A 26640-nucleotide genomic window follows, 5' to 3' on the forward strand; every position below is an offset into this window, starting at 1 on the left:
AGTCTCCGCTGCCCTGAGCAACTGTGTCCCGCCACTGGGTAGCGGGAGCTGCTTTCAGCTGCGTACGTGCAACCCGAACCCGGTGTGGCCCGCCGGCTCGAGTCCCTCCTTCAGTTGCAATGAGGGGATCTCGTAGTCACCGAAGTTCTGCCGCCGGAACCCGATTGGCTCCGTCGAATGCAAGGTGAGCAAGCGCTGCTCGAATGCTTTCGCTACGTCCGGGTAGTCCTCGTCGCTCATCCGGTCCGTGCCGTACAGCACGAACGGTGGCAGCACCTCGATTCCCGGGTAATAGAGGATGCCGTGCTGGAACGGGAACAGCAGGTCTTCGATCGGACCGTTGATTCCGCGTGCGGTGTAATGCGACTCCGGTCCGCCGGTTGTCACCGACAACAATGCTCTCCTGCCTGCGAGAGTGCCTTCACCGAATCGTTCGCCGTATTTGGTGTCACTGTGTTCGCCGACGCCGTATGCGAAGTGGAAGCTGAATACCCGATCTACCCAGCCTTGAGAATCGCGGGCATCGTGTACCACCACAGCGGGAACTGGAAGATGATCGTATCGGCCCACAGCAACTTCTCTTGCTCCGCAAGAACATCCGGTGTGAGCGTCCCGTTGTCAAACGCCCCACCCGAGTTCCGGGCGACCTGCAGCGGGCTCGAGGCGTGGGGGCCGAAGTCCTCGGCGTCGACGACGGCCTTCCAGTTCATTGCGTACAGGTCGCTGACCCGTACCTCGTGTCCAGCGCTCTCCAACGTCGAGACCGCAAGGTCCTTGAGTGAGCTGTTAAGCGACGTCGGCTCCGGGTGGGCGTAGATGATGAGTGTCTTCATGGAAACTCCTTCGTGTCGGGTGCCTTCGATTCTGGGTGCCGCGGCGCCTGACATTCAGGGGCGCTTTTACCAACGGATGGGACTTCCTGGTATCGGCAGGACCACCCTCATCCGCACTACCTAGGCAATACCGAGTCCATACTGAGGGCATGGACGATCTTGCGGGCTTCCTGCGGACCCGGCGTTCCCGGGTCGACCCGGCTGCCGTCGGCATTCCCTCCGACAGTCGCCGTCGGGTCGAAGGGCTGCGCCGCGAAGAGGTCGCACACCTATCCGGAGTCAGCGTTGACTACTACGTACGCTTGGAGCAGGGCCGCGCGACCCAGCCCTCCGAGCAGGTCCTCGACGCACTCGCCCGCGTCCTCGAACTCGACGACACCGAACGCGGACACCTGCATCGCCTCGCCCGGCAACGTCGACGGCCCGCCAAGACACCGAGCGGACAGCTCCGACCGGAACTGCTCAGCGTTCTCGATCTGGCCGCCAGCGCACCCGCACTGATCATGAATCACCGCCTCGACGTGCTCGCCGCAAACCAGCTCGCCCGCCTCCTCTACGGGACACCGATACCGGGTCTGAACACCGCCCGCCACATCTTCCTCGCCGAAGCCGAACGTGGCCTCTACGCTGACTGGGACACGTGCACCCTCGACGTCGTCGGGCATCTGCGCCTGGCCGCCGGAACATACCCCGATGACCCACGATTGGCTTCGCTCATCGGTGAACTCGCGATCGGCAGTGAACGATTCCGCCGCCTCTGGTCCCGCGCAGACGTACGCGCCCGCACACACGGACGCAAGGCATACCAGCACCCGCTCGTCGGACTACTGGAATTTCATCAAGAGAACTTCGCGCTACCCGACCAGCCCGGAATGGAACTGATCGTGCTCACCGCCACCCCCGAGAGCCCCACCGCAGACGGCCTGCGTCTACTCGAAAGCCTGGAAACACCTGTGACCGTGAAGGGCCGCGGTGTCCAGTCATTGTGCGTGACAACACCAGCCGATGACTAGGAGTCCGGGGCAGGGTTTGGCAGGGTTGCCCGCTCAAGGTCGAATAGCCACCAAAACGTGGGGCGACGTCTTACCTAGGTGCATGAACTTCCGGGCTTGCCTGCCAAGCGATTGCAGACGCAATCGAGCTCGTGAACATCGAGGACCGCGGCCCGCACTCCCAATGCTTCAGGGATTCCGGTAACCAACTCCGGGTAGCTACCGCTGATATCGTTCGCGTTAAGGCTGAACAATCGTGTTGTTCCAGAACGTTTTTCGGCTAGTGCGCGTTGCCCATCCCATTTGATTTCGAATGCCCAGCCATCCCCTGATGGTGGGTTGCCCAGCGTGGCGAGCATCGGGGAGGGAACTGCGGGCATGGGTCCAGTGTGCCCCGCGGGTCCGCGCCGCAAACTGAGCTAAAGCGCAGAGCCGACCATGCAGCACCGGGTGTAACTCGGGGGTCCGTAGTGCCGAAGGCGAAAAAGTTCTGGAGCTTCTCGCTTCGCGAGAGATTCCTCTGGAAGTGGCACTGACCAGCAACGTGCACACATCGGCGGCACAGAGCTACGGTCAACATCAACTACCAGCGCTGCTGGACGCAGGTGTACACGTCGCCCTCTCGACCGATGATCCTGCAACGAGCAGGACGAGCCTGTCGCGCGAATACGACGCCGCCGTCACTGCTGTTGGACTGACACAAGCACAGCTCCGAACCATTGCCGAGCACTCGAAACTGGCGTCGTTTCTCGACCTCAGCTGACCTCGAGCGTCCCGAGCACGGCCGCGGCGGTGTCGCTGACCACGACATTGTCGAATGGTGTTGCAGGGTTGTTGTTTTCGGTCAGAATGGTGAGGAGGATCGGTGCGCGTCCTGGTGGTGTGACGATGGCGATATCGTTGCGAATGGGCCCGGCTCCACCGGATTTGTCTGCGACGGACCAGCCCTCGGGTGCACCCGCGCGCACGAGAGGAGCGCCGGTGGCATTTCCGCTCATCCAGTTGAGCAGAATCGCGCGGTCGCTCTCGGTTAGAGAGCCGGCTCGTCCAAGAGTGGCCAGGTTCTTGGTGAACGCTTCCGGGGTGGTCGTGTTGGCGGTCGAGCCGGGTGCGATGGTGTTCAGGTCTGGTTCGACGTCGACCACTTCGGTGACGTTGTCCCCGAGCTTCTCCATGGCGGCGTCGAGACCTGAGGCGCCACCAATGCGGTCGAATATGAGGTTCGTGGCGGTGTTGTCACTGTCTCGGACGGCGGCTTCGGCGAGCTCGGCGGCCGTCAGTCCGGTATCGAGTGTCTCGGTGGTGACCGGCGAGTAACCTGCTCGTTCGATGTCGGACTCGGTCCACCGCACGAGTTCATCTCGTTCGTCGGCCGAGGTGCGACGTAGGAATTCAGCCGCGGCGAACACCTTGACTGTCGATGCGAAGCCGAACCGTTCTGACCCGCGGTAGCTGATCGTCTTGCCGGTCTCGGTGTCGAACAGGCTGACTCCGACTCTCGTGTCGAAACGCCTTTCGATACTCCGGATGTCGGTCGTGATGTCCTCGGGGACAGTACGGCTCTCGAGGGCAGCCGACGGCGCGGGGGCGGATGCTCGATCGGCGTGCGGTTCGGCGCAGGCTGTGAGCATCAGAGCGATTGCAGCGGCGACGGCCGTGATGGGACGGGTGAGGGAGTGCATGTCAGAGACTGTTTCCTTTCCGAACGCTCGACATCGAGAGCGGCACAACAAGCGTTCGCTCGTCGGCGCAATGGTTCGGACGATACCCGTCGGCGCCGATCCTGCTGTCGGGCCGCCGGGGGATCGAGTGACGCACCGGGGGATGGGCTTGACCCTGCCCTTAGGGCACGGTCTGGAATGGACCACGAAGTGAAATACGCTGCAAATAAGTCGTTCTCGACGCCACAACATCGGCGATCGATGCCACCGGAGGAAGGGAATTCGATGAAACCCCGCCCACGTTTTCTGACTTCGGCTGCGGTCGTCCGTCCTCGGAGTTCCCGAGCCGGCCGGGACAGGCGCTCCATCGCACAGTGGGCTCGAGCGGCGATGCCGCTGCTGACTGGACGCAGCCGGTCACCAACCGGCCCGCCACAGCGCTCTCTCGGCCGCGGTGCCATGTCGGACGCGGATGTCACCTGTAGCTGTCCTGAGCTCGATGGCGGTGACGGTCCCGTCGCCGCCGCTCTCGGGGCGACTGTCTCGTCGTCACCGATGAATATGTTCTTGCGCAACCGATTTGCGCCGAGCGCCGATGAAGGGATCATTCGATGAATACTGTTGTATCAGGGCGCATCTTACGTCCGCTGGGTGCGTTCGAGCGCATCATCGACCTGTACATGCACCGTAATCCCGTGCAGTTCTCGCTCGCCGTCGAGTGTGGTCGTGTCGTGACCGAGAACGAGATCGAGGTGGCGCTGCGTCGTCTGCAGACGGTGCACCCGTTGCTCGCCGCGATGATTGACCGGAGTGGAGATCGGCCGGTGTTCCGGTCTGCCGACGGCACCGTTGCGCTGCGCATCGCGCTCGACTCGACGTGGCACGAGCAGGCCGCTGTCGAGCAGACTGTGCCCATCCCGCCGTCACCGGGCCCCCTGGTGCGGGCAGTTCTTCTGCCCGACGCTCCAGCTCCGAGGTGCACGACCATCGTGCTGACGTTCTCCCACCAGATCGCGGACGGGCGTGGGGCTCTGCGCGCGATGCACGATTTGCTCGCCGTTGTGGGCGGTCGTGACATAAGTGCTCGGGACATACCGGGTGCCCAGGAGGACCTGATGCGGCAGCTGGAAACGCAGCCCGCCCCGACCGGTCCGGACGAGGCCGCAGGCAGCGAACATCCTGAGCCCCCCGCTCGGGCGGCCCTACGGCCGTTCGACGAGAACACGCCGCTTGCTGTGGACTATGCAGAACTCGACGAGGCGACAGTGTGCCGGATCCGCCAGGGTGCTCGTTCTCGTTCCTGCACCGTGCAAGCGATGCTGTGCGCTGCCGCTGCGTCGACCCTGTTCGACCTGTCGGACCGGCAAAGCGTCCGGATCAACGTGCCGATTGATCTTCGCCGCACGGCAGGCCTCGAGGACGAGGTCGCTATTCGCTTCACGGCGACCTCCGTCGTTCTCACTCGCCCGTCACCGCAGGAGTTCTGGGAACTTGCCAACGCCGCTGCCGCCCAGCTAGCGGCGGCGCGCACTCGGGAGGCAAGTCGTAATTCGGTCCTTGCTCTGGCCTCGCTGGCCCTGGCCGACGCCGACGACGCCGAGCAGGCCATGCTCGCCGCCACGAGCGCCGACATCGAGATCACCAATCTCGGAATATCTGATGCAGGCGGTAAAGTTGCTTTGGCGCAGTCGTTTTGGGGTCCAGTGATGAGCACCCAGGTCGACGGTGAGCAGATCCTTGGAGTCCTCACCCATGGCGGCCGGCTGCGCATGACCTTGAGTAGTCATCAGGTAGTGGCCGGCTTGCTTGCAGGTATCGTCGCTCAGCTCACCGCCGCCGTCTCCTGATGTGCCGTGCAGCGTCCATCGAGGGTGGCGTGGACGGCCGAGGCGCCGATTCATCGACATCAGGACTTCGCCCATCAGGTCACGTCGACGGCGGGCACCTAGAGGTTCTGCTGGCCGTGGATCCGGGGCCAGGCGCCTGCCGAAGGGAAGATCGCGGCCGCGGCGAAAGGGCGGATCGGCGAAGAACTCCTGGACCTCGAGCCGCGCGGACAGCGAACCGTGCTGTGGCCGTAGGGATATCGCATTCCGATCGATTGCGTGGCCAGCCGACACGAACCAGACACCGTGCCCCTCCGTCAGCTCCCTCAACGCAGAGCGGTTGACTGTGCCCCAAGGGCACGGTTCAGAATTGTCTCCAGAGCGACGGGCACAAGGGACAGGAGAGGCGATGGGATGGAGCACTCGCGAACTCGCCGGACTCGCGGGGGCCACGGTGAAGGCAGTCCGGCACTACCACGACATCGGTGTCCTCGACCAGCCGGCTAGGGCCTCCAATGGGTACAAGCAGTACGGTGTCGCGCATCTCGTCCGGGTGTTGCAGATCAAGCGTCTGACAGACCTCGGATTCTCGCTGGCCCAGGTCGCGGCCATGGGCGACGAGATCAATCATCCCGAGCACTCCCTCCGCGCGCTGGACGCCGAACTGGAAGCGACGATCGAACGGTTGCAGCGGGCGCGGATGGAATTGAGTTCGATCTTGCGGCATTCCGCCCGACCAGACCTGCCCCCGGACATCGCCCTGGCGAATCGAAACAGTGAGTTGACCGATGCCGACCGGGCTTTCGCGACCTACCTGAGCAGAGTACTCAGCCCGCCCGCTCTTGACGCGTACAACGAAATATTACGAACCCCCGCGACGCCCACCGGTAAGGACTTCGACGAACTGCCAACCGACGCCGACGAATCGACGCGGGCCGACCTCGCTGTCCGCATGATTCCGGAAGTGGCGGCACTGACAGACAAGCACCCCGGCGTGGTCGCAGGACTCACCGCCGGCGGCCAACGCACGATGCAGGACGTCATGGATGTGATGTCCGAGCTGTACAACCCTGCCCAGCTCGACGTTTTGCGCCGTGTGGGTCTCGGCCTGCGCGACTGACGACAACCCGACGCAGCACGAATCACCCTGTCTCCCTTGATTGGAGTTCCTCACCCATGTTCAAATCCCGACGAAAGCTCGCGGCTGTCACGGTGGCGATAGCGTCGACGATGTGCGTGGCTCTTGGCGCGTGCAGTTCCGGCTCAGCGGGCACGGGCGCACAAAGCCCCGAACCGGCACCGTCGACCGAGCTGCAACAGTTCTACGACCAGACCCTGACCTTCGAGGCGTGCGAGGGATATGCGACGAACTCCACTGACCAGGGCACGTTCACCCTCGATCCCCGGTTGCAATGCGCACGTATGACAGTGCCACTCGACTATCGCGATCCAGAAGGGAAGACGGCGTCGATCGCGCTGTTGAAGGCGCCCGCCAGGGGTGAACCCATCGGGTCGCTGGTACTCAATCCCGGCGGCCCTGGGGGAGCGGGCATGGGCATGGCTGCGCTCGCAGCGGGGTCGCTGAGCCAGAGCCGAGTGACGGAGAAATTTGACCTGGTCGGTTTCGATCCTCGCGGGGTCGCGGCGTCCGCACCTGCGATCGAATGCTTCACGGACGCGGAAATCGATGCGGGACAGGGCACTACGACAGTGTTGACCGGATCCGGGTCCTGGACCGAAGCGGACACCCGGACGATCGTGGAACAGTGCTCGCAGCGGTCCGGCGGAGACGACGTCCTCTCTGCGGTCGGAACCCGCAACGCTGCCCGCGACATGGACGTCCTTCGCGCAGTGCTCGGTGACGATCGGCTCACCTTCCTAGGACGTAGTTACGGCACCAGGCTGGGCGCGGTGTACGCCGAGATGTTCCCGGCCAACGTCAGGGCGATGGTGCTTGACGGCGGCATCGACCCGCATCTGGGCACGGCCGAACGCCGAGTGGCGCAATTTGAGCAGTTCCAAAAAGCTTTTGACGACATGGCAGTCGACTGCGCGTCGACGCCGGATTGTGCGCTCGGAACCGACCCGAGCCGAGCCGTCGAGGTCTTCCACAGCATCGCGCGCCCACTGATCGAGAATCCGATTGTAACGGCCGACGGCCGACGGATGGATTTCGACGCCGCCTACGGCGCGGTGACCGCGGGCCTGTTCGACTCCAGGGTGTGGCCGGTCATCACCAAGGGAATCGGTGAACTGCGCGACGGATCACCGGAGACGCTGCTGCAGATCAGCGACGTGTTCGGCGGACGCGGAGAGGATGGCGTTTACCCCAATTCTTCCGAAGCAAACTTCGCGATCAACTGTATGGACGAGCAGCGCCACACGCCGGAACAGGAAGTCGAACTCAAACGCAGAATCCAGGAGGTGGCGCCGTTCACCGATGCCGGACTCGGCGCCGACGGGGCGCGTGATGCTTGCGAATCGTGGCCCGCTGAACCAGATCTGGACTACCCCTACGCCACCGGTATCAGTGGACTACCCGACACGCTCACCATCTCGATCACCGGTGATCCGAGCACGCCCTACGACGGCGGCGTGAGCCTTGCCGACACCCTGGGCGGCAGCCTGCTCACCGTCGACGGTGAGCAGCACACCATCGCTGTCGACGGAACCAACGAGTGTGTCGACGGCATTGTCGCCGACTATCTCGTTGACCTCAAGTCGCCTCCAGAGCAGGCAAAGTGCAGTCTGTGACGCCCCGCGTCACACGATTCGGCCGGCGCCGCGACCGCCGCGGCGCAAGGATGATAGGAGAGACAATGCAGGCAGAACATGACTGGGACCAGCTGGCAGCATCGCTGAGCGCATCCATTGATGGGCAGGTCATTGCGCCAGCTGATGAAGCGTTCGAGGGAAGTGCTGCTCTGTGGAGCGCACGCCCGCTGCGCCGTCCCGCACTCATTGCACGAGTGGCCGGTGCCCCGGATGTGCAGCGCGTTCTGCAGGCGACCCCTCTGGCAGCCCCCGTCGGCATCCGCGGTCGCGGGCACGATTGGGCGGGCAGTGCGCACGCCGAGGGTGGGATCACTATCGACCTGTCGCAGATGTGTGGCGTTCAGATTGACGTCGACGCCCGGATCGCTCGCGTGGAAGGCGGTGCACGGCTGGATGATTTGATGGACGCTGCCGGCGAGCACGGTCTGGCTGCGGCGGTCGGGACGGTCAATGAGGTTGGCGTGACCGGGCTCACGCTGGGCGGGGGCTACGGGCCCTACCTTGGCACCATGGGTCTTGCGGCCGACAACATCATCTCCGCAGACGTCGTGCTCGCTGACGGATCGATCACGAGGGCATCGGCGGACGAGAACGCGGACCTGTTGTGGGCGCTTCGGGGCGGGGGCGGAAACTTCGGTGTCGTCACGTCGCTCGAGATTGGCCTGACCGAACTGCCTGAAGTTCTTGCAGGTGTCATCGCCTTCGGTACGACCGAGATCCGAGAAGTCCTCGCCGGGTTCGATCGGTTGCTTCCCAGTGTTCCGGACGAGCTCGCACTGCGTCCCGCGATCACGAGCGGCCCTGACGGCAGCCCTGCGTTGCTCATGGCGGTGCAGTGGAGCGGTGATGCCCGGGAGGGGGCGCCGTGGGTGCAGGCTGCGGAGAAGCTAGGAACGCCGCTGATGTCCGAGGTACACCCGGCCACGCCCGCGCAGGCGCTGCATGCCCTCGACGGGATGTTTCCCGCGGGACAGCACTACACGGTTCGGACGGTGTCGTTGCCCGGTCTGACCCCTGCGGCAATCGACGCTTTGGAGGACGGCGAGCGGGGCCGTACGTCACCGTTCAGCGCTGTGAACATCCATCACTTCCACGGTGCCGCCACTCGTACCGAATCTGGCGTCGCACCCTGGGCACTTCGGGAGCCGCACCTGATGGTGGAGATGATCGCGACAACCACGGATGCCGATGGTCACGAGGAGCAGGTTGCCTGGGCGGACGAGCTGCTGAGTCAACTGGAGCCGCTTGGTCTGCCTGCAGCGTACCCGAACCTGTTGCAGCACAGTGATAGCGAGCGTGCCGCGGCAACCTTTGGCGATAACCTCTCCCGGCTGCACTCGGTGAAACACGACGTGGACCCGACCGGGCGGTTCTCCGGTATCCCAATCGGCCTCGCCTCCAGCCGATAGAACAATGGTCGGTCGGGCTTCACCCCCGATCAGAGCGGTGACATCGAGTTCTGGCAGGCGCTTGCCGGATCTGCGACGGTGCGATGCATTGCGGACCCGTTGTGGTTGGCACGTCAACCCTGCATAGGAATGGATGACCGCTGGAGTCCCTCAGTGCGCTGGGCCCCAGCGGTTCGTCCTCACCGTTAGGTCTCCGTAGGTCTGTAGATATGTTGCCCAGCCGGGCAACGGTCTTTTGGGCTGTATTTCGTCAGATGGTCAGGGACCGTTGCGTAGCACGACCAGATCTGAATCGAAGAGGGGTCGCGGCTCGCCTTCTCTGCCGCATCACGAACCGTCAACGCAGCGGACCACGGTCTCGTCCGAAAAGTGCGTATGCAGCACAACGACATTGGCCGCTCGTCTCGCGAGGGGCGAGTGTTGCTGGACGAGACTGACCCTGCGAGCGTGACCTGGGCTCGCGACGTTGATGAGTGTGCGGGCCGGTTTGCCGAACGCCGCGAAGTCCGGGCTCGGGCCATCGCGGCGTCGGCAATCACGTTGCTGCACACTGCGATGGTGCAATGGACCCCGATCAGCGAGCACCCAGGGCAACGCGGGATGGACCTCAGCAGATGGTGCCCTCCTCGGGCATGGTGCCGTTAACCAGAAACTCGGTGATGGCGTCCTGTGCGCACGGGTTGGTGCCGAGAACGTAGACCCCGTGTCCGCTGCCGTCGACGGTGAGAAGTGTTGATCGATCACCGAATTTCTGGTGCATGATTTCGCCGCCACGCAGCGGAGTGACCGGGTCGCGTCGGTTCTGGGCGATGAGGACATTGCTCGGTCCCTTGGTCTCGACGGCAACCGGTGCCTCGGCAGGCTCGCTCTTCCAGAAAGCGCAGGGCATGATGTTCGCGGTCGCCGCACCGAACAACGGGTACCTCTGGCTGTCTTCGGCCACTGCTTGCCGGTAATCGGCGATGTCTTCCGACCATTGAACGTCGTTGCACGTCACCGCCAGAAACACCGACCAACTGTTGTCGCCCACAGAGGGCGTCGAATCGAACGTCGGTGGCTCAGGCACCAGCATCGAATCCGGCGCAGTCCGAGCGGATTGCCAAAATTGCGCGGCACCTTCGTACGAGCGCGGGTTGTACAGCCATGCGAACGTCGCGAGCCGAAATGCCCGACCGTTCATGCCCTCGAACCAGGCCCTATCCAACCGATCGGCGATCTCGAAGTACGTGCTGCGCACCTCGTCTGGCGTCGCACCCAGGCCGAACCGATCATTGCGCTCTGCAGCCCATTTCGCGAAATCCGGGAAAGTCTCCTCCATACCCAGTCCGTACCGGCGCATACCCTCGCCGTCGAGGTGAGTGTCACCGACATTGCTGTCGAGGACGATCCGGTCCGATGCATCCGGGAACATCGACGCGTAGGCGGCACCGAGCGCAGTGCCGTACGAGTAGCCGAGGAAACTCGCCTTCTCCTCACCCAACGCGGCGCGAATCCGATCCAGATCCCGGGCGATGTTGGCCGTGCTGATGTGCTCAAGTCGACCATCGACATCATTGGCCGCGCAGCGCTCGGCTACTTTCTTCGAGGTCGCCACTTGCTCGTCGAACGCTGCCTCATCGTATGCAAACGGCGGCACTGCGCCGTAATACTGCAGGTCATCGGTGAACCCGCAACTGATCGCAGCCGAATGTCCGACGCCACGCAGATCCATACCGATCAGGTCGTAGCTGCCGAGAACGTCCTTCGGCATACCCAGGGACTCGAGAAATCTGGGTTGATCGAGTCCGGTGCCGCCGGGGCCACCAGGATTGAGCAACAGCACACCTCGACGTTGCTCGGGATTGCTCGACGGCAATCGCGAGATCATGAGGTCGATCTGCTCCCCTTCGGCATCGTCGTAGTCCAGCGGCACGGGCAGGGTGGTGCACTGCAGCCGAGCCGGACCGTCCGCGGGGTTTTCGACGCCAGCCGGGCAGGTACCCCACGAGAGGATCGGCGCCGGTTCTGGCTCTGCTGTCCCCGGCGCGGACGGCTGAGAGCAGCCGGTCACCAGTAGGCCGATCACCGCCACTGCCGCTGCCGACTGGCGGTATGACCGGAGTTTCATGGCTTTCCTTCCTCGTTGTCAACGCCGTCAGACCAACTAGCACGCTGTACTATCGTCATGGTTGGCAACATTAGCACACTGTATTAACACGGCGTGATAGAGCTCCGAATAGGACATCTGCCATGGCCGCAACCGGCATTCATCGGCCCGGGAATCATCAACAGCTGGTACCGCTTCGTGGGCGACCGGCCGATCCGCCGCAGGTGGCAGGCATGCTCGCACGATCGCTCCTCTCCAAGCTCGACGACGTGATGGCACCTCTGCTAATTGCCCTTGGGGCCAACGGTCCCCGGGTGGTCAAAGCGGAATCGGGCAACGTCGTCGAGCGACTCCGGTCACGGGGCGTCGACGTCGACTACTTCGTATTCGAGGACGAGGGTCACGGATTCGTCAACCGGAGAACAGCACCCGCTCCTATCGCGAGGTGGAACGCTTTGCCAGGCACGTCGACGGCCGAGAGATCGGTAACCTCGCAGCAAGCGAAGGCATCATCTCCGACCAGTACGTCGAGGGGCCGGCTGGCCCGCCAGCATCGCAGGGCTCTCCGAACTGCAAAGGGGGAGGCCCGATGCCATACTCGCTTGCAGTGACGGATGCTACGACCGTTCAGAAACCGGGCAATACGCTGATGCCTTCGAAGCCTCGTTCGCCATCAACTGCATCGGCGAAGTAACGCAGTTCTCGACCCGAGAACCAGCCCCGCAGCGCTCAGCCACTCCGACGACGATGGTCAAGATCGAGAGTGTGCTGATGATGCCGCAGGCCATGCATTTGTCGCGGTGTGAACCGCGAGGCGAAGCGTTTCCGTTTCAGTCTCGACCTCGATCGCCTCTGCGGGCAGGACCCGCTCTACCATGAGCCCGCTGATGACGGTGGTGAGGAATCGCGCTCGCTGCTCAATCTTGCCCGCAGGGATCGCGTCCTCGTCGACGAGGGTGGTCAACCAACGCTCTATGCGGTGGCGACCCATTCGCTCGAGCGCGAGATAGGTGGCCGCATCGTCATCGGCCGGAGGAGATGCCACGTACGCCTCGTACAGTGCTCCCCAGTGCTTTCGGGCGCGATCGCCGACACCTATTTGCGCGAGCATCAGTTGCAAGCACGCGATGAGTCGGTCGGTTGGCGTCAGTGCGCGATTGTCGATCGGATCGTCCTGGATGTCGACGTCGTAGATCCCGGCGACGACAGTGTCCACGAGGTCTCGCTGCGTGGGAAAAAAGTGCCGTAGTGAGCCTGTGCTCACCTGAGCGCGAGCGGCAACCGCCCGGACGCTCAACCGTGCGGTGGGGTTTTCTCCGAGCATCGTCGCTGCAGCAATCAGAATCTTGTCGCGCGTGCCCGGAGTCTTGGCTTCTACGTCCATGCGTGCCCTCCCATGGTGAATGTATATCACAGCGTGCTAGCTTCTCTCCCCAGTTACTATCACGCTGTACTAGTCACGGATCGAGGATGGGAAGATGGGATTCAAAGAGTGGGGCAACCGCCGCGAGCGCGCCGGATCGGGGGCGCCGTTGCGTCGGTACCGCTGGTGGCAGATGTTCGGGCGATCTCTCCGAACCATCACGCTCCCGTTGCCCGACGGCACGCCGTCTACCTATGCCGTCGATGTTCGTCACGCCGGCGACATGACGGACGGCGTAATCCGTGCGCGCCTATACGTGAACGGGTCGATGCACTCGTACTCGAAGATGCCGGCGCGCTTACCGGTCCCGGGAGGTCACATCGAAGTTGCCATCAACGGCTTCGGGCTCAAACGATGCCACTACGTGCGTCCGGACGGCACCGAGCAGCCGCTGACTCCCGATCCTGCCTCCGCTGAAGGACGTCGAGCCCGGCTGTACCACAATCACCCCGGTCTGAGCCACGTCATCGGCATCATCTCGACCGTGCTCGTCATCGCCGGCGTGTGTGTCACGGTGCCGCAGATCATCGCGTCGATCTCCCAGGTGCCACCCATCGCCGACTCGATCGGAATCTTCACCTCTCCCGTACAACTGCCCCTCCACATCGACCTGCTCTTCGGGCTCGCGGCTGTCATCGGCAGCATGGAACGAGCGCTGCGGATGCGATCGAGCTGGATCGACGAACTCGCCAACTGAACACACGAAACGAACCAAACATGAAGGCAGACACGTTCGACTGGATGCGCAATCGGTCACCTTTGATTTTGGGCGCGGTGGGAAGAGCGTTTGCGGCTCGCATCGACGCTGTGAACGCTGACGCGTTGCGCTGTTTAGTCGAAGAGTTTGCGGATGATCTGCGGTGGGTGGTCTTGGATTGGCAACACGACGGATACCGGCTGGACGCCGCAAAGCACACGTGACACTGAGTGGCGGGTACCGGTCTTTCCAACGGCTACTCGACCGCGGTCGAGTTTGTCGCGAGATATACCAGATGGCCATCGTGTTCGATACGCCATTTCCCGCCCGGCGCATGATGAAAGTTGAAACGCACGGTTTCTGGGGATGACGTGCTGATCTCCAGTGTTCCGGTGATGCAAACAGATTCGGCGGCTGCATTGCGGCCGGCAAGCTCTACCCATGACGGTGCCCTCATAGGTGCAGGGTAGGGCGCCGCTGCAGGGGTGGTGGGTCAATTCGGGGTGGCGTGGCGGGCCTTGGCGATGCTCGATGTGGCCTTGAGGATGGTGTCGGTCGGTTGGTCTGCCTGCTGCGATGGGCTGTTGGGCCAGAGGAGCAGTTGGTAGGTGTCGATGTGGTCGCCGGTGTCGGCCACACGGGCCTGGTCCATGTGTCGGGCGCTGAATCGCATTCGATAGTGGCCCAACGGGATTGCGAGTGCTGTACCGCCGGAGAAGCCGGCCAGCATCGTGGTGGGCGTGTCGACGTGATAGTCGAGTTCGACGATCTCTTCCCATCCGTCGCTGTCGACGGGAGGCCGGGCCGTTGCGAGGACTACTTCGACGTTGACGGAGCCGGTGTGCAGGCCGGTGCGGACGTACGCCAGAGGTGCGGCGGCGGTCCCGCACAGGCCGTTGGATTGGCCGGCGAATGGTTCGGCATCGGAACCGGGGACGGGAGCGTCCGGGAAGGCGGTCAGGGTGAAGAAGCCGTAGTGCACATGCACCGGACCGGCGTAGAGGATCTGTTCAGCGTCGATGACCGCGGCTGCGGTGACGGCCGCCGCAGCGCGGCGGGCCTCGTCCTGCATGGTGGCCGGGGGAATGACCGTCGGTACCGACCGCTGAATCTGCCGCGCTTCGGCATCGGGAAGGGGCTGTTCGGTGTCGATCGCGTAGGTCCAGTGCTCATCGGACCAAGAATAAGTGTGCGGGTGGCGCGATCCGACAAAAAACGGCCGCCGAGTGCCGAGCGGCCACCGCAACAGTGCGCCGTCGAAACCCGTCGAATCGAAGAGCATCAGATGCAGCGCCCACGTGTCCGGGTCCCCCTTCTCCAGGAACGTCTGCAGATCTGGGCGCGGCCACGTTGTCGGGATGAAGGTCGGGATCTGCTCGAGAACAGCTTGGTGGGCGTCGATCTCTGCTTGTCGCTGCTCTTCGAGAGCATCAGCGTCTGTGTACTCGCCGTCCCACTCGAACACAGTGGGGTCGATGGGGTCGTCGAGCACTACATCGGAGACTTCGACTGTGTCGTAGGGCTGGCCGGCGTTGCGGCCGATAACAACACCTGTATCGGCGTCGAAGGTGAGGGTCACCCGTACGGGATGCTGGGCGACCGACGGCATCACACACGGAACTGTCCACCCAGAGCGGCCACGCACAGTGACTGCTTCGGCAGGACCGATGGGTTCAAAGTGTCGCGTCTCGGCATCCTGGTGAAATGAACCGGTCATCGTAATGAGTCGTGCACGTCCGATTATTGCATCTGCGGGGCGGGCCTTCGGTGCCGGCGGCTCCGGGGCGGGGGGTTGCGGGGCGGGCCAGCGCCGATGGGCCACGAGTAGTTCGCTGGGTGGTTCCAAGCGTGCATTGATGGGACCACCCGGTGTCCACTCGGTGGTGCGATAACGGTGCAACGATGAGGCGACGCGGCGATATGCGAACTCGTCGTTGTTGATTCGCTGCACCACCGCGTCAGCATTTTCGACTCGCCACCAATTCGGTGGTGCAAACCAGACCCGTTGCGATGTCCAACCCATCGCCGCATTGCCGGCGTAGTGCACAACCGCCTGAAGCGGCCGCCCTGCGGTTGCACGATTCATCTCGATCAATTCATCCCAAGAAGGAACCATAGTCACCTCCGCACCTTAACTAGTTGTGCTCGGTCACGTAGGCCCAATCGGACAGCTGACAGGCGTGCCTTAAGCAAGGCCGCTTTGTGTGACAACATGCACTGGCGCAGATTTGCTTCCCGTATTGAGATCCTAGACCAGGCCCAACTTCTCCGGGCGCTATCGGCTTGCTGGGGGTGACGTAAGCAGCTGCAGCACAATCGAGTACGCCGACAATAGATAGTGGGTTAAGCGGACTTGACGGTGCGCTGGTTGAATTGAAAAGGTCTCGCCAGCGTGCAGGTGGTCCCTGTGCTGCAACCTATTTCGCACTGGCAAGTACTTTGTGGGCGAGCCACTCCATGGCGGCAGACGCGACGAACATGCCGACCAGAAGGCTGCCAGTCAGTATGAGTGACGTGAGATACCAGCCCGAAGTCGCGATGAAGGCGGCGGTAATCAGCACTGAGAGGCTGGACCCAACCACACGACGTGCTCGCCGCCGGCCGGCCGGAGGGGGAACCAGTCGCAGTCTCGTGGTGACTAGCCATGCCACACCAAACAAGGCCGCACCCAGGACCATTCCAGCGATCGCGCAGACGATGATGTACATACCTCACCCTGTCACCCGCCGAGGCTTACCGCTTCCTCTCGGGAGATACCGGGACTATCCCTTAACGGCCAATACACCGTTAACGGGATAGTCCCGTTCGGACGTTAGGCTGCGTACCGTGCGCCGCATATAAGGCAAAACATTGGCGCTTCGTTGACCCGATCCTCGGGAGCCTTAACGGGTTCCCATGGGTGGCAGGGCGGCTCAACGATGATCATGTCGTCGGGTTCGGTGAGTTCGTTTGGCGCGGGTGCTGTGTTGCGTGCTTTCTTGAACTTCATTGTTCGGCTGCTCTTGAATTCTGCTGCGAGTTCGTCGCCGACGATATCCGTCAGGTGGAATTGAATTGTTTCCTGCTGATACTGAACCTGTGCTTGCGTAAACCACTGGTCGGGTTCGGCCGAGTGTCCGCACAGCGGACAGTAGTAAGCGGGCGGGTCCACTGCGTCTTCAGGGCGAGAGGCCAGTGCTCCGTTGTGCCACTTGAACTCTCCTTCACACCACGGGCACTCTCGTCGAAGGAAGCCATCGTTGTCAATTGGGAACGTGATCGGGATCTCCATCGTCTGCCTCACCCTGTCAGATCTAGAAAAAGGTCCTGCTCAAAACCTTCGCCAGCTTCAGTTTCTGCTGAGACTCTGAGCTCGAATGTGCGTTGCGATGTCCAACCGCGAATCACGGTGAGGCTGATCGACTTGTTGCCGGGCAACTTCTCAATCGGTAGTCCGTCAATCCGACCCTCAAACTCTTTTACGTTGAGTCCGTTGATATTCAAGATTGATCCCCCGGACCGATTGATGATCTGTATGCGGTCGGTGCCTCCCGAGCGGCTGATGTACTTCGCATCCAATCGGGGGCCAACGTCATGGTTGCTCGGGAGCCTACGCCCTTTTGGGAGGGCACCTCCGACCTCCGGCGGAGTGAAATCGCCGGCCTCGAGCCAGTCGCCGCCGTTCGTGTTGACAGCGCAACCCACGGTCCTGAGGCGATTTGCGAGGTCGTTTCGGCTTGCAGGAGAGTTGCTGAGCCGAACAGCATGCCGTCCGGCAACGTCGCTGAACGGACGTACGGTGCCGAATTCGACGAGCACTGTTCTCTCTGGGTGTCGACCAAAAGCCATGCCAGCTTCGAATAGGACATTTGGTCTCGCCTGCCTGCTGGGGGTGGCTTCAGGATCTTCTGGCCCCGACACGAACTCTTCCGCGAGCTGGACGATGTCGTCAGGGGTCATCAGTACAACCACTGCCGCTGCCTGTTCGAATGCCGCATCGAGGGCTTGGCCGATATAGGGGCTGGCGGACCGTGTTGCTGCTAGTGCCTCGCTCCACTCGATTGGGTCGAGGCCGATCGCACGAAGAAACACAAACATCGACTGGCGGGCTGCTTGATTGCGCCCGTGGATAACGAAGACCTTGCGCCCATCTGTCATGGATCGGAGCTTATCGGCAGGCGCCGACAAAACAGACGCGCCCACACCGGTGGGTAGCGCGGGGGTGGTATTTGAACCGTTCAGATGACACTCGAAGTGGTGAAACTACCTCTGACCTGCGCGAATGTGGTGCCCCAGTCAGACTCTAACTGACACTGGGCGGGTTTTGAACCGGCGGTCGTGGATTTTTGCAGATCGTTGGCGTTGTGGGCGATTTGCGAATGATGCAGTGGGGGAGCGGTATTCATGTTTGTCCCGTTGGACGAGTGCGGGTGGTTTCGGTGCTGTTGCGTGCCCTCTGCGTACCGGGCAGGATCAGTCGACCAACTCGATTAGTCGGCAGGCCGATTCCCGATTTGCCCTCTTGCCCTGGGCGAGTTGGGCCAACCCAGCTGATTTTTGTAGCTGCGGAGGCGTCTCCGGCGCCCACCGCGAACGTCTACGAGACGGCGGCGATATTGACGCTGATTCTTCTGCAAATGCTCTTGCCGTCTTGTCGTAACTCCATTCGGTTGTTGAACTTCGTGACTTGCGAACTCATCTCATTCGTGGCGCCCGGCTGCTCGTGCGTGAAAACCAGTGGGCCTGGGGCCGTTCAGCGTCGGTTGTAGGTCCATGTCAGCGTGTTGTTGGGAAGCTGGGGTTTGTAGCCCAGGAAAGGTTGGCGGTCTTCTAGTGCGTCTGCGAGGTCGCCGAGGAAGTGGGAGATGCTCTTCCATGTGGTGGCTTCGTCGTCGGCGTCGACTTTGTCGAACGCGAGGATGATGCCGTGGCGCGGTCCGGGGCGTGTGTCGCAGACGAGCGAGTAGCCGTCGCGTACGCCGATGGGTATGTACTCGGGGATGAAGGTGTACGCGGGTTCGCCGGCAGTGGAGGGGTATTCGATGCCTGGGCTCATCGCCGCCAGTGAGGTGTTTCGGCTGTGCAGTGACTGTTCTGCGGTCAGGAGGTCGTAGCTAGGGAAGAGAGTGGTCCATCGATCGTCGGGGTAGCCGCTGAGGGTCGTGAACCACTGGGTGAGTTCTTGCGGCCAGTCTTGACCGGTGCTCGCAGCGATGTCTTGCACATGTGCGGGGTTCTGGCGTCGAGGATTGGGGGAAGAGTCCTGCGGCGTGGCCGCCCCGGCGCGTTGGAGAATGCCAGTGATGCGCCACCAGTGCGTTTCGGCGTCGACGCCTGATGTTTGGGCCTTTCGGGATCGGCGGGGGTGGGGTTGATGTTTGATGCGGTTCAGGTCCGCGGGGCCGTCGATGGGCCATATGTCGATGTGGACGTCGACGCTGGGCGGTTGTGTCACGCGGCGTTTGCTGACGCGCACCATGTTCCAGCCGGAGGGGATTGTCGTGAGGACCTCGCGTAGTTCTTCGGTGAAGTCGATACCGAGCTGGTTGTGGGCTTCGATCGTCTCTGGCTCGAACTCGGCGCCGGCTTCTTCGATGCTGTCCCAGCTGTCGAGGTCGAGGGGCGGTGCGGTCTGGTGGGTTGTGACTTCGATGTTGACTTCATCGGGCTCGTCCCCGATCACGATCACCAGGTACCGCGTGCCTTGTTCGGGCAGTTGCTGCCAGATTGGATGGTCAGGTGGGTACCCCTCATACGGTGTGGTGTCTCGTTTCGAGGCCCCTCCGATCGTTAGCAGTTGTCCGGGCTGCCACGGATCAGGTAGAGCTCGCAGTGCGACGTATTGGGGTTGAGTGACGCGCATTCGTTTTGTAGCCACTAGTTGTTGGTGTCCTTCTTTAGTTGGGGGGTACGAGGAAGCGGTCCCCGTTGATCTCGCGCGATTTGGTGTAGAAGCAACCTTGCAGTGATCCTGCTCTCCGATTCTGCGTATTGCTTGCGTATTGCTGATGAGGCACACGCTCCAGCCGGTCCCTCGGTATTGAGCTGGGTCGCTCAGTTTAACAATGCCGGTATCGCGTATACCGCAGAAGGATTGGGGGAGCGTGCGAGCCACACCGTTGCCTGTACCACCCCGTCATGAATCCAGTTCGTTAAGCTGGTACGAATCGCTGCGTGGAATGCGGCTGGGGCGGAAGGGCGGGCGCATGGTGACGGAGCGAGGACCTTTTCCCCGGAAGGTGTTGAAACATGTTGTGGCGGTTTTGTGTGGGGTTGCTGCGTTAGCTTCTATCGTCGGGTGTTCGGAAGATGTTGATCCACCACCTCAGATGACGCCGGTAGCATTAGCGTCGCCTGCGTGCACAGGCAATCCAAGGCCCGTACCTGTCCAGGTGCCGAGGAATTTTGTTCCTGTCGAGGCCCTCGTGTGCGCAGATGCGAAGAATGGACCGCCCCGGCACGCGTCCGGGCCCTACACCGCAACGCGGTACCGCGGCGACTTCACAGCCGCACTCAAGGCATTCGCCGGACGGGACCAGCGTCCCGACGATTCGTGCACAGCTGCAGCCAGGCGCGGGCCCGAAGTGTGGTTGATCAATCTCGATGGGCTTGGCCTAGTCCCACGCGAACCTCTGGACAGATGCGGTGTGAGCACCATCAAAGGGCTGCAGGAGCTTCGCCAACTCGCTGTCGCCTCTACGGAAAACGTCACGCAGCTCGTGCCATAAGGCCCGTCGATGTGTACCCGGATGGGAATCTGATTGTCAGGCGGCCTCTGCGTGCCATCAACTCTCGCGGACTCCCGAACATTTCGTCATTGGTGACGAAATATGTTGTGCGGCAATCGGGTACGTCGACAAGATACCCCACCTCGCCCCGGAAGCTAGAGTTCCCGTCCGGTCGGGACTGCCTCGAATCGGTTTGAAGTCGCATTCTGATGTGCTTGTTGCCTCAGTTGCATCGTGTGGTGGTTCGCCGGATGGTGATCGTTGCTCCGCGTGCGCCAGGGGATTAGGCGGCTGGTGTTGGGTGTACTTGGTTGCTTTCTCGGTCTCACGGACCTGTCGAGGGCTGATTTGGAGGCGGCTTGGTGACCGGTGTCCGTCATGTTGGCGGACCTCGGCTTTCGGCACACGGGCAACTTTGCCCGTGAGAAATCCGTTCAGTGGCGAGATGGGCGCGGGGCGGGGTCGATCCGTGCTGAGTGGCGTTGGCAGGCGGGTCACGGCGCTCAAGGTTTGCCGCTCACCAGATCGGTTACGGCCTAGGCAATTTCCTGGCCGTGTTCGTCCCAGAAGGTGTACTCGCCCCGAGGTATGGCCGCTCGCTGAATCGCTAATCTGGCCGCATCGGAAGCGTTGCTTGCTACGACTCCTGCGTACCCGCAGCGTACCCGCAGCGTATCCGCAGCTTTAGCGGATCTAAGCAACGCTATGACCTGCGGTTTTGTGCCCCCGGTCAGACTCGAACTGACACTGGACGGGTTTTGAACCTGCGGTCGTGGATGTTTGCAGATCATTGGCGTTGCTGAGGTTTGACGGATTGTGTAGTGGGGGAGCGGTATTCGTGTTGGTGGGGTTGAACCGTTGTGGAGTGTTCCGGTGCTGCTGCGTACCCTCTGCGTACCGGGTCCATGCCGGTCGACAGGAACCGCAGACGATATTACAGATTACGTCACTTGTTCTGGGCTTGGCATACATGGAGAGCGCTCAACGCTATGTTCGCCGGATGTGGAGGGTGCCCGGTACTACTCATCGGCGTCGGCTAGCTTCCATCCTCGAGGTGTGGGCGTGAGCGGAATTTGGTTTCCCTCGCCGTCGATGCTGACCGCCCGGAAGTGCATTTCGTTCCCGTGTTCATCGAGTTTCGGAGGTGGAGGTGTTTGGTCGAAGTGCTCACCGAACCACCCCGTTCTGGGCATGACGAGGGTGACATCGGTTCGTGGGATGTCGTCATGACTGGCCAGCGTCGACTCGATTGGTTCCCATAGTGGCTCTACCTGTGCAGCAGCGTCGGTAATGAGGGATCCGTCGTATCTGAATTGTTTGTTCGCGAAGGTCGAAGAAGGGCCATGCGGTGATGATGGAGAGCGGCCCGGGTGGTGGTAAGTGGTCCAGGTAGAAGTTGACGCGGGTGTGCTGACGGCCTCCGCGGTAGTCGGGGTGCAGTCCGCCGCGGTTGTCCAGTGGCATGTTCGACGAGATGGTGCCGTCGGCCCATTCAAAACCCAGTAGGCATGGGGAACTCGAGGACCTCGAGGTTTCGGGTCGGCCAAATCCGAAGGAGCCGAACGAGTGGGTAGGTACCCGTTTGAAGATATCGATGGTCCACATCACGCCAACCGAGTGCACCTCAACCGACGTCAGTGCGAACACTATTCCGAGGTGCGGTTGACGGTGCCGGCGATCGGTGCGCGCACGGGTATCTCGTTGTCTAGTGGCCGCTGCATGTCTACAACTCTGCCAGAGTTCGCTGGCCCGGGCGTCATGTCCATTTCCTCATTCACCCTGTCTCAGTGCCTGTTTCACGTTCTCTTCCAATACTGGTGACGAACAATGTTGAGCAGCAACATGTTAATCCTTAGTAGATAGTACGTAAAATCGCTGAGCGCCTTGGCGAGAGAAAGCTGAGCATCTCTGTTGATCTGCATAGCGTAGCCGCGACTGGGCCGAGTTCTAACCCCCTGGATGCGTTGAGAACCAGTGGCAGGTCCCCGATAGTCGGGCCACATCACGTGGATTCATCTGCTGGGGATACGCCAATAAGCTCGCGCACCGTGACGAACCGCGACGTCCTTTGGCGAATTAGTCACGTCGAGGATCAGTTTTATTTCGCTAGACATGCAGGGCTTGATTCTTCCGGGCTCTGGATTGGACCAGCAGTTGACAGCGCGCGGTAAGTTCGCGCCTATCCCATCCGGGCACTTCGGAAGGTAGCAGGACTGCCTCCACAACTACATCCGGCTGACGAATCACTCGACAGACCGAGCGGAGGAGCGTGTCATCGCCGACAAAGACATGGCTCGTTGAAGGCATCCCCGACAAGTCGGAGTACCCGATTGAGACCGGCTGGACAAGACATTGCGTGGCGATTGCGGCTTCGAACATCGCTGGGTGCCAAGCACCTGGCACCTTTCCACAAGTTGTAACCCCTTCGGGAAATACCGCAACATTCTGGCCAGAAGTGATGCGACTGACTATCGCATCAATTGTATACGGCAAACCTCGCAGCCGAGACCGATCGATCGGAATCACGCCGAAGATCTTCGCAACCACGAGCCACATGGGTCGACCGAGAATGTCAGCGCCAGCAACGAAGGCACAAGGAGTGACGACCGTCAAAACGAATATATCGATCCACGAAACATGGTTGCTGACAACCAAAACTGCTCCACTGGGATGGCCCTGCCTGTCGCCACTGTCACCTCGCGTATCAATCACCCGAACTTGCGCTCCAACACCTCGAAGTATCGCATGAGCGAACCATTGGAGAAACTTGGATCGCAACGAGATCGGAAGGCTATTTGATACCAATAATATTGGAGTAGCAATTACAGGAAGCACTAGGACTACCAGACGCATTAGTGTAGTGCTGGCAGGTGTAGTTTCAGGCACCTGGCGGCACAGCCTCCCGCACGAGCAGGAAGGTATCCACGAATGAGCATTTCCTGCAGGGCGGTTGTATTCGGGGATTGGATTGCGTCGTGGCGCGCCGCGCGACGGTCTAGAAGGTTCTTGTCCGCCTCGGGTTCTACGCAGACGAATCACCCCGGCTCGAAAGAACCGCTGCCGCGAAGTGCGCAACCCAATTTCCCTACCGTTTCCACCGAAGACGGATCGATGTCGGGCGCGCAGGCTAACCCATATTCGTTCTCTAGCTCTATGAATAAAACTTGCATACTCAATGAATCGAGACCCAGAGATTGTCCACCATCCTTCCCTGGCTTGTCGAAAAGTGCGGAGTCATCCGATATTGGGTCACCGTCAGTGACAAATCCCAAACCGACGAGAGCTTTCCGTATAGCATCGATTTCATTCGTCCGCGGCTTGCGCTGAGGCATTGTAAATCCCTAAACTGAGCTAAGATGGGCTATCTGATGATGCAGATTCGCGATTGCTACCACCTTCCTGATCCCCGATTCGGAGCGCTTGACCACCGTCAGGAGTCACCGCCCACCATTGCCGGGGATGGAGATCGGCGTTGCTCCCGGCAAGCCAACTGGCAGTAATCCAGCTAGCGAACGGTTTCAGTCGATCCCAATCTTCTCGATAAACTGCCAAGAGATGCTCGTCCCAGAACCGTCCGTCATAGTAACGATGTGATTTTAGAACCCCCTCCTCCCTAAATACCTGGCCGGCTTGACTCGAGAACGAACTGAAGGAGAACTCCGGCGACTCGGCATATACCTTCCGCAGGTTCCAGAAAGTGAATAGATAGTCAAGGAAAAGTCCAGCAGCTTCCAAGCCGAGGCCAGTTCCTATCAGCGGCCTGGACATTGCAATACCCAGATAACCCGTCCCGTTTACGAGATCGACATTGTACGAAGTAACCCAGCCTGCGTAGCTATCGTCAATTGTCCGTACTGCGACGAATTGTGCGGATTCGTCCCTGATCAAATAGTGTACGAAGGACTCGTATGTAGGGAACGTCCCAAAGTGGCGCCATCGGTACCCGACATCCTCTGACACCGTCAGGTCGTAAAGAAATCGATAGTCGTCTGGTCTGATGGGGCGCAATCGCAACATTCGCCCGCACAACGGTTTCCGCCCGTGCATAGAGTTTGAATTCAGGGCACCCTTTTCCGGCATACCGTCGGACCTCCGCGAATAGTTTGACATGCCCAGGACTTACGTAAAAGGTAGGCAGTTGGGATTGCAAGGGCCGCTGGGGTGGCACTCGGGGATGCACCCCTCGTTGCGGCCGGGGCCGCAGGTCGGAGCGCACACAGCAGGCCCTTTCTTTGCGGCCAAACGTCGATCGACCATCGCCTGAAAGCTCGATTCCAGCGTATCTCTAGCTTCAATTGAAAATTCGGAATAGTAGACCTCGGAAAGTGTCGAATTTCGAATATTTCCGAGATTAAGCCATCGAGCAAAGACGCAAGGATGCGATTCACCATCAGGACCGATAGCTAATCGCGCGTTACTGCACTGCCCACACAAGTCTTCCACGGATGAAGTGTGGTCCGTCGTGAGCGCCCGTCCCACACCACGCGATTCATCGACACGAACATGACGAATGCCGATATTGTCCAAGTATTCAACCGTTTTGTCGATACCTTGGCTATCGTTGACTTTCACGACACCAACTCGCAACGGTATGCTCGCAGAGAGAGCTCTCTCGATATTTCGGAGAGTCCTTTTTTGACTGCCACGATTCATCGTTACCTGGTCATGTGCCGCGGGATCCCACGAATAGAAACTGGTCGCGAGCGATACCCTAGGTCTTTTCAGAAGTTCCCACTGCTGTTCTCTAACGTGGGTCAAGTTCGTATACACCTCGACATCTATGTCTTTTTGCAATATGTGCTCGAGGATCTGATCAAAGTGCGGATGCATGGTCGGCTCGCCGCCAATCAGTTGTACCGACGCCACTCCAACATCTGCCGCCTCATCGACGAGGGACAACCAGCGTGTTAATCCAACGGAGTCGGGCTCTCCGTCGGGCCCGCTGTCTGCATAGCAGTGGGTACAGCGAAGATTGCATTTCCCGGTGAGTTCAAGCCACAAATGCGAGAGCGGTGGGCGTGCGTCTACGCCACTGCCGTTCTTTTGTCCTTGAAGTACTGACATCTCTCCTCCTCTTGCGTCTTCTCCTGTGACGCGTAACGGTCTTCGCGCTGAAATTTGATGGTCGTGCCGGTCGGAGTGGTCAACCAGCGGGTGGTCCACGAGGGCGCTGTGCTCAATTGGGTTCCGCCATCAGTGAATTCAAGATGGCAACACCGATACCGGTTACGGCGTCATCAATCACCCTTTTGACTCCGATAATCCGCCGAACAATCTCGGGGTGTTGGGGCCCTGTAGGCAAGGACGTACTTTGCAGTTAGGTAAAGCGCGAGCGTCTTCCTACAGCTAGTCTGACCCTTCGGAGGAGATTGTCAATACGTAGATCCACTGGATTACATCTCTTCAAAGAAAATTGACCTTCGAAAACCTAACTAACTGAGACGCTCGAGGGGGCGCGGTTTTGCGTCTATGTTGTATGTCGGCGACCGAAGCGTGCATAGCAATCCTGCGAGCCAGGCAAGGCCACGTGACAGGTTCTGGCGTCGCGGTGACAGGTACCGAACTTCTGGACCGAAGTGGGGTAGTCGACTACGCACCGCAACGCAGACGGATCATGCATGCTGACGGCAGCTGACAAAGTCAACATAGAACAGGACCGGAGGAAGGTTGACGGGATGGACGGTAGCGATAGCGAACAACCCAAAAGAAGGGCCGCGACGGCATGTTTTGCGAGATCCTCGCACCCAGCACCTGTTAGGCCCCGGTAGTGGTCAGCGAGATAGCGGAACCGGTGACCTCGCTACACGCTGTGTCTACTATCTACGGGGAACTTACAGCTGGACACCATGCCCTTCAGTTCCTCAGTGACTCTGGAGATCCGAAGCCCAGGCGCAGATGGGAATGTGGACTGTCCAGATTCCTCGGGAGAGATCGTCGATCGAAGCATAGAATTCGGCGATCAACGAAGAGAGGCGAGTGATGGGCGTTTCGCGCTGGCATTGAGAACTGCCTCAAGCTTGTGCGACCGATCGCTGGCGCACTTATTAGCGGATTAGTCGAAGCGCTTAGGAACACTGGTTTCGATAGAGCGTGACGCCTGCAAGGCGGATTCTGGCCCAAGTTCAACAGGAGGATCGCGTTAATACGGTAGCGCCTTAGAACTTTTCGGGTGCTACGGCAGTAAACCACTTCGGAAAGGAACGGTTAGCCGGAATGCAGGACCAATTAATG

General features: G+C 61.0%; 20 protein-coding genes and 2 pseudogenes. 9 read left to right on the top strand and 13 right to left on the bottom strand.

Going from position 1 to position 26640, the window contains the following annotated elements; all coding sequences use genetic code 11:
* Positions 1 to 54 precede the first annotated feature (54 nt).
* Positions 55 to 887: pseudogene (locus AC1D75_RS14140) on the bottom strand (NAD(P)H-dependent oxidoreductase).
* A gap of 95 nt (positions 888 to 982) precedes the next feature.
* On the opposite strand from AC1D75_RS14140, the gene AC1D75_RS14145 reads away from it, so the two are divergent.
* The gene (locus AC1D75_RS14145) at positions 983 to 1846 is read left to right on the top strand and encodes a helix-turn-helix transcriptional regulator (protein ID WP_495515807.1); all 864 of its coding nucleotides are present in this window, start codon (positions 983 to 985) and stop codon (positions 1844 to 1846) included.
* A 74-nt stretch (positions 1847 to 1920) separates the two neighbouring features.
* Here AC1D75_RS14145 and AC1D75_RS14150 read toward each other — a convergent pair whose 3' ends face one another.
* Complete coding sequence (locus tag AC1D75_RS14150) at positions 1921 to 2205, bottom strand: ATP-dependent DNA ligase (protein ID WP_495515808.1); 285 nt, start codon at positions 2203 to 2205, stop codon at positions 1921 to 1923.
* 92 nt (positions 2206 to 2297) lie between these two features.
* On the opposite strand from AC1D75_RS14150, the pseudogene AC1D75_RS14155 reads away from it, so the two are divergent.
* Positions 2298 to 2588, top strand: a pseudogene (locus AC1D75_RS14155) (adenosine deaminase); the annotation flags it as partial.
* Here the strand turns inward: AC1D75_RS14155 and bla are convergent.
* Entirely contained in the window at positions 2581 to 3507 is a 927-nt protein-coding gene (gene bla, locus AC1D75_RS14160; protein ID WP_495515809.1) for a class A beta-lactamase, read from the bottom strand. The pseudogene AC1D75_RS14155 and the gene bla overlap by 8 nt on opposite strands.
* Positions 3508 to 4097: 590 nt before the next feature.
* Between bla and AC1D75_RS14165 the strand changes: the two genes are divergently transcribed.
* From AC1D75_RS14165 to AC1D75_RS14180, 4 genes are all read left to right on the top strand, one after another.
* Positions 4098 to 5333 carry a hypothetical protein gene (locus AC1D75_RS14165; protein ID WP_495515810.1) on the top strand — a complete coding sequence of 412 codons (1236 nt, stop codon included), beginning with the start codon at positions 4098 to 4100 and terminating at the stop codon, positions 5331 to 5333.
* A 388-nt stretch (positions 5334 to 5721) separates the two neighbouring features.
* A complete protein-coding gene (locus tag AC1D75_RS14170) occupies positions 5722 to 6432 on the top strand; it encodes a helix-turn-helix domain-containing protein (RefSeq protein ID WP_495515811.1) in 711 nt (236 codons plus the stop codon).
* A 56-nt stretch (positions 6433 to 6488) separates the two neighbouring features.
* A complete protein-coding gene (locus AC1D75_RS14175) occupies positions 6489 to 8066 on the top strand; it encodes an alpha/beta fold hydrolase (RefSeq protein ID WP_495515812.1) in 1578 nt (525 codons plus the stop codon).
* Between the two features lie 65 nt (positions 8067 to 8131).
* Entirely contained in the window at positions 8132 to 9496 is a 1365-nt protein-coding gene (locus AC1D75_RS14180; RefSeq protein ID WP_495515813.1) for an FAD-binding oxidoreductase, read from the top strand.
* A 607-nt stretch (positions 9497 to 10103) separates the two neighbouring features.
* On the opposite strand, the gene AC1D75_RS14185 is transcribed toward AC1D75_RS14180, so the two are convergent.
* On the bottom strand, positions 10104 to 11603 hold the full coding sequence (locus AC1D75_RS14185) for an alpha/beta hydrolase (protein ID WP_495515814.1): 1500 nt from the start codon (positions 11601 to 11603) through the stop codon (positions 10104 to 10106).
* A gap of 251 nt (positions 11604 to 11854) precedes the next feature.
* Between AC1D75_RS14185 and AC1D75_RS14190 the strand changes: the two genes are divergently transcribed.
* On the top strand, positions 11855 to 12193 hold the full coding sequence (locus tag AC1D75_RS14190) for an alpha/beta hydrolase family protein (RefSeq protein ID WP_495516083.1): 339 nt from the start codon (positions 11855 to 11857) through the stop codon (positions 12191 to 12193).
* Between the two features lie 140 nt (positions 12194 to 12333).
* On the opposite strand, the gene AC1D75_RS14195 is transcribed toward AC1D75_RS14190, so the two are convergent.
* Entirely contained in the window at positions 12334 to 12966 is a 633-nt protein-coding gene (locus tag AC1D75_RS14195) for a TetR/AcrR family transcriptional regulator (RefSeq protein ID WP_495515815.1), read from the bottom strand.
* A 94-nt stretch (positions 12967 to 13060) separates the two neighbouring features.
* Here AC1D75_RS14195 and AC1D75_RS14200 point away from each other — a divergent pair, with 94 nt between their 5' ends.
* The gene (locus AC1D75_RS14200; RefSeq protein ID WP_495515816.1) at positions 13061 to 13702 is read left to right on the top strand and encodes a hypothetical protein; all 642 of its coding nucleotides are present in this window, start codon (positions 13061 to 13063) and stop codon (positions 13700 to 13702) included.
* A gap of 20 nt (positions 13703 to 13722) precedes the next feature.
* Entirely contained in the window at positions 13723 to 13926 is a 204-nt protein-coding gene (locus tag AC1D75_RS14205) for a DUF2716 domain-containing protein (protein ID WP_495515817.1), read from the top strand.
* 32 nt (positions 13927 to 13958) lie between these two features.
* On the opposite strand, the gene AC1D75_RS14210 is transcribed toward AC1D75_RS14205, so the two are convergent.
* The 8 genes from AC1D75_RS14210 to AC1D75_RS14245 all read right to left on the bottom strand — a co-directional run bounded on the left by AC1D75_RS14210 (position 13959) and on the right by AC1D75_RS14245 (position 25473).
* The gene (locus AC1D75_RS14210; RefSeq protein WP_495515818.1) at positions 13959 to 14159 is read right to left on the bottom strand and encodes a hypothetical protein; all 201 of its coding nucleotides are present in this window, start codon (positions 14157 to 14159) and stop codon (positions 13959 to 13961) included.
* A 36-nt stretch (positions 14160 to 14195) separates the two neighbouring features.
* Positions 14196 to 15314 carry a hypothetical protein gene (locus tag AC1D75_RS14215; RefSeq protein ID WP_495515819.1) on the bottom strand — a complete coding sequence of 373 codons (1119 nt, stop codon included), beginning with the start codon at positions 15312 to 15314 and terminating at the stop codon, positions 14196 to 14198.
* Between the two features lie 1200 nt (positions 15315 to 16514).
* Positions 16515 to 16973: a hypothetical protein gene (locus AC1D75_RS14220; protein ID WP_495515820.1), complete on the bottom strand. Its 459-nt coding sequence runs from the start codon at positions 16971 to 16973 to the stop codon at positions 16515 to 16517.
* A gap of 8 nt (positions 16974 to 16981) precedes the next feature.
* The gene (locus AC1D75_RS14225; RefSeq protein ID WP_495515821.1) at positions 16982 to 17839 is read right to left on the bottom strand and encodes a TIR domain-containing protein; all 858 of its coding nucleotides are present in this window, start codon (positions 17837 to 17839) and stop codon (positions 16982 to 16984) included.
* A gap of 595 nt (positions 17840 to 18434) precedes the next feature.
* Positions 18435 to 19370, bottom strand: a complete 936-nt coding sequence (locus AC1D75_RS14230) for a hypothetical protein (protein ID WP_495515822.1) — start codon at positions 19368 to 19370, stop codon at positions 18435 to 18437.
* A 3145-nt stretch (positions 19371 to 22515) separates the two neighbouring features.
* Positions 22516 to 23262 carry a lysophospholipid acyltransferase family protein gene (locus AC1D75_RS14235; RefSeq protein WP_495516084.1) on the bottom strand — a complete coding sequence of 249 codons (747 nt, stop codon included), beginning with the start codon at positions 23260 to 23262 and terminating at the stop codon, positions 22516 to 22518.
* Between the two features lie 498 nt (positions 23263 to 23760).
* Positions 23761 to 24519, bottom strand: coding sequence for a GNAT family N-acetyltransferase (locus tag AC1D75_RS14240; RefSeq protein ID WP_495515823.1), 759 nt, complete (start codon positions 24517 to 24519; stop codon positions 23761 to 23763).
* Between the two features lie 9 nt (positions 24520 to 24528).
* Entirely contained in the window at positions 24529 to 25473 is a 945-nt protein-coding gene (locus tag AC1D75_RS14245; protein WP_495515824.1) for a radical SAM/SPASM domain-containing protein, read from the bottom strand.
* Positions 25474 to 26640: the final 1167 nt, after the last annotated feature.

The sequence above is a fragment of the Williamsia sp. Y712 genome, assembly GCF_059445525.1.

What these genes read in the sequence shown, in the direction of transcription:
- AC1D75_RS14145 (WP_495515807.1), top strand. Translation starts at nt 983, where the DNA reads ATGGACGATCTTGCGGGCTTCCTGCGGACCCGGCGTTCCCGGGTCGAC.
- AC1D75_RS14150 (WP_495515808.1), bottom strand. Translation starts at nt 2,205, where the DNA reads ATGCCCGCAGTTCCCTCCCCGATGCTCGCCACGCTGGGCAACCCACCA.
- bla (WP_495515809.1), bottom strand. Translation starts at nt 3,507, where the DNA reads ATGCACTCCCTCACCCGTCCCATCACGGCCGTCGCCGCTGCAATCGCT.
- AC1D75_RS14165 (WP_495515810.1), top strand. Translation starts at nt 4,098, where the DNA reads ATGAATACTGTTGTATCAGGGCGCATCTTACGTCCGCTGGGTGCGTTC.
- AC1D75_RS14170 (WP_495515811.1), top strand. Translation starts at nt 5,722, where the DNA reads ATGGGATGGAGCACTCGCGAACTCGCCGGACTCGCGGGGGCCACGGTG.
- AC1D75_RS14175 (WP_495515812.1), top strand. Translation starts at nt 6,489, where the DNA reads ATGTTCAAATCCCGACGAAAGCTCGCGGCTGTCACGGTGGCGATAGCG.
- AC1D75_RS14180 (WP_495515813.1), top strand. Translation starts at nt 8,132, where the DNA reads ATGCAGGCAGAACATGACTGGGACCAGCTGGCAGCATCGCTGAGCGCA.
- AC1D75_RS14185 (WP_495515814.1), bottom strand. Translation starts at nt 11,603, where the DNA reads ATGAAACTCCGGTCATACCGCCAGTCGGCAGCGGCAGTGGCGGTGATC.
- AC1D75_RS14190 (WP_495516083.1), top strand. Translation starts at nt 11,855, where the DNA reads ATGGCACCTCTGCTAATTGCCCTTGGGGCCAACGGTCCCCGGGTGGTC.
- AC1D75_RS14195 (WP_495515815.1), bottom strand. Translation starts at nt 12,966, where the DNA reads ATGGACGTAGAAGCCAAGACTCCGGGCACGCGCGACAAGATTCTGATT.
- AC1D75_RS14200 (WP_495515816.1), top strand. Translation starts at nt 13,061, where the DNA reads ATGGGATTCAAAGAGTGGGGCAACCGCCGCGAGCGCGCCGGATCGGGG.
- AC1D75_RS14205 (WP_495515817.1), top strand. Translation starts at nt 13,723, where the DNA reads ATGAAGGCAGACACGTTCGACTGGATGCGCAATCGGTCACCTTTGATT.
- AC1D75_RS14210 (WP_495515818.1), bottom strand. Translation starts at nt 14,159, where the DNA reads ATGAGGGCACCGTCATGGGTAGAGCTTGCCGGCCGCAATGCAGCCGCC.
- AC1D75_RS14220 (WP_495515820.1), bottom strand. Translation starts at nt 16,973, where the DNA reads ATGGAGATCCCGATCACGTTCCCAATTGACAACGATGGCTTCCTTCGA.
- AC1D75_RS14225 (WP_495515821.1), bottom strand. Translation starts at nt 17,839, where the DNA reads ATGACAGATGGGCGCAAGGTCTTCGTTATCCACGGGCGCAATCAAGCA.
- AC1D75_RS14235 (WP_495516084.1), bottom strand. Translation starts at nt 23,262, where the DNA reads ATGCGTCTGGTAGTCCTAGTGCTTCCTGTAATTGCTACTCCAATATTA.
- AC1D75_RS14240 (WP_495515823.1), bottom strand. Translation starts at nt 24,519, where the DNA reads ATGTCAAACTATTCGCGGAGGTCCGACGGTATGCCGGAAAAGGGTGCC.
- AC1D75_RS14245 (WP_495515824.1), bottom strand. Translation starts at nt 25,473, where the DNA reads ATGTCAGTACTTCAAGGACAAAAGAACGGCAGTGGCGTAGACGCACGC.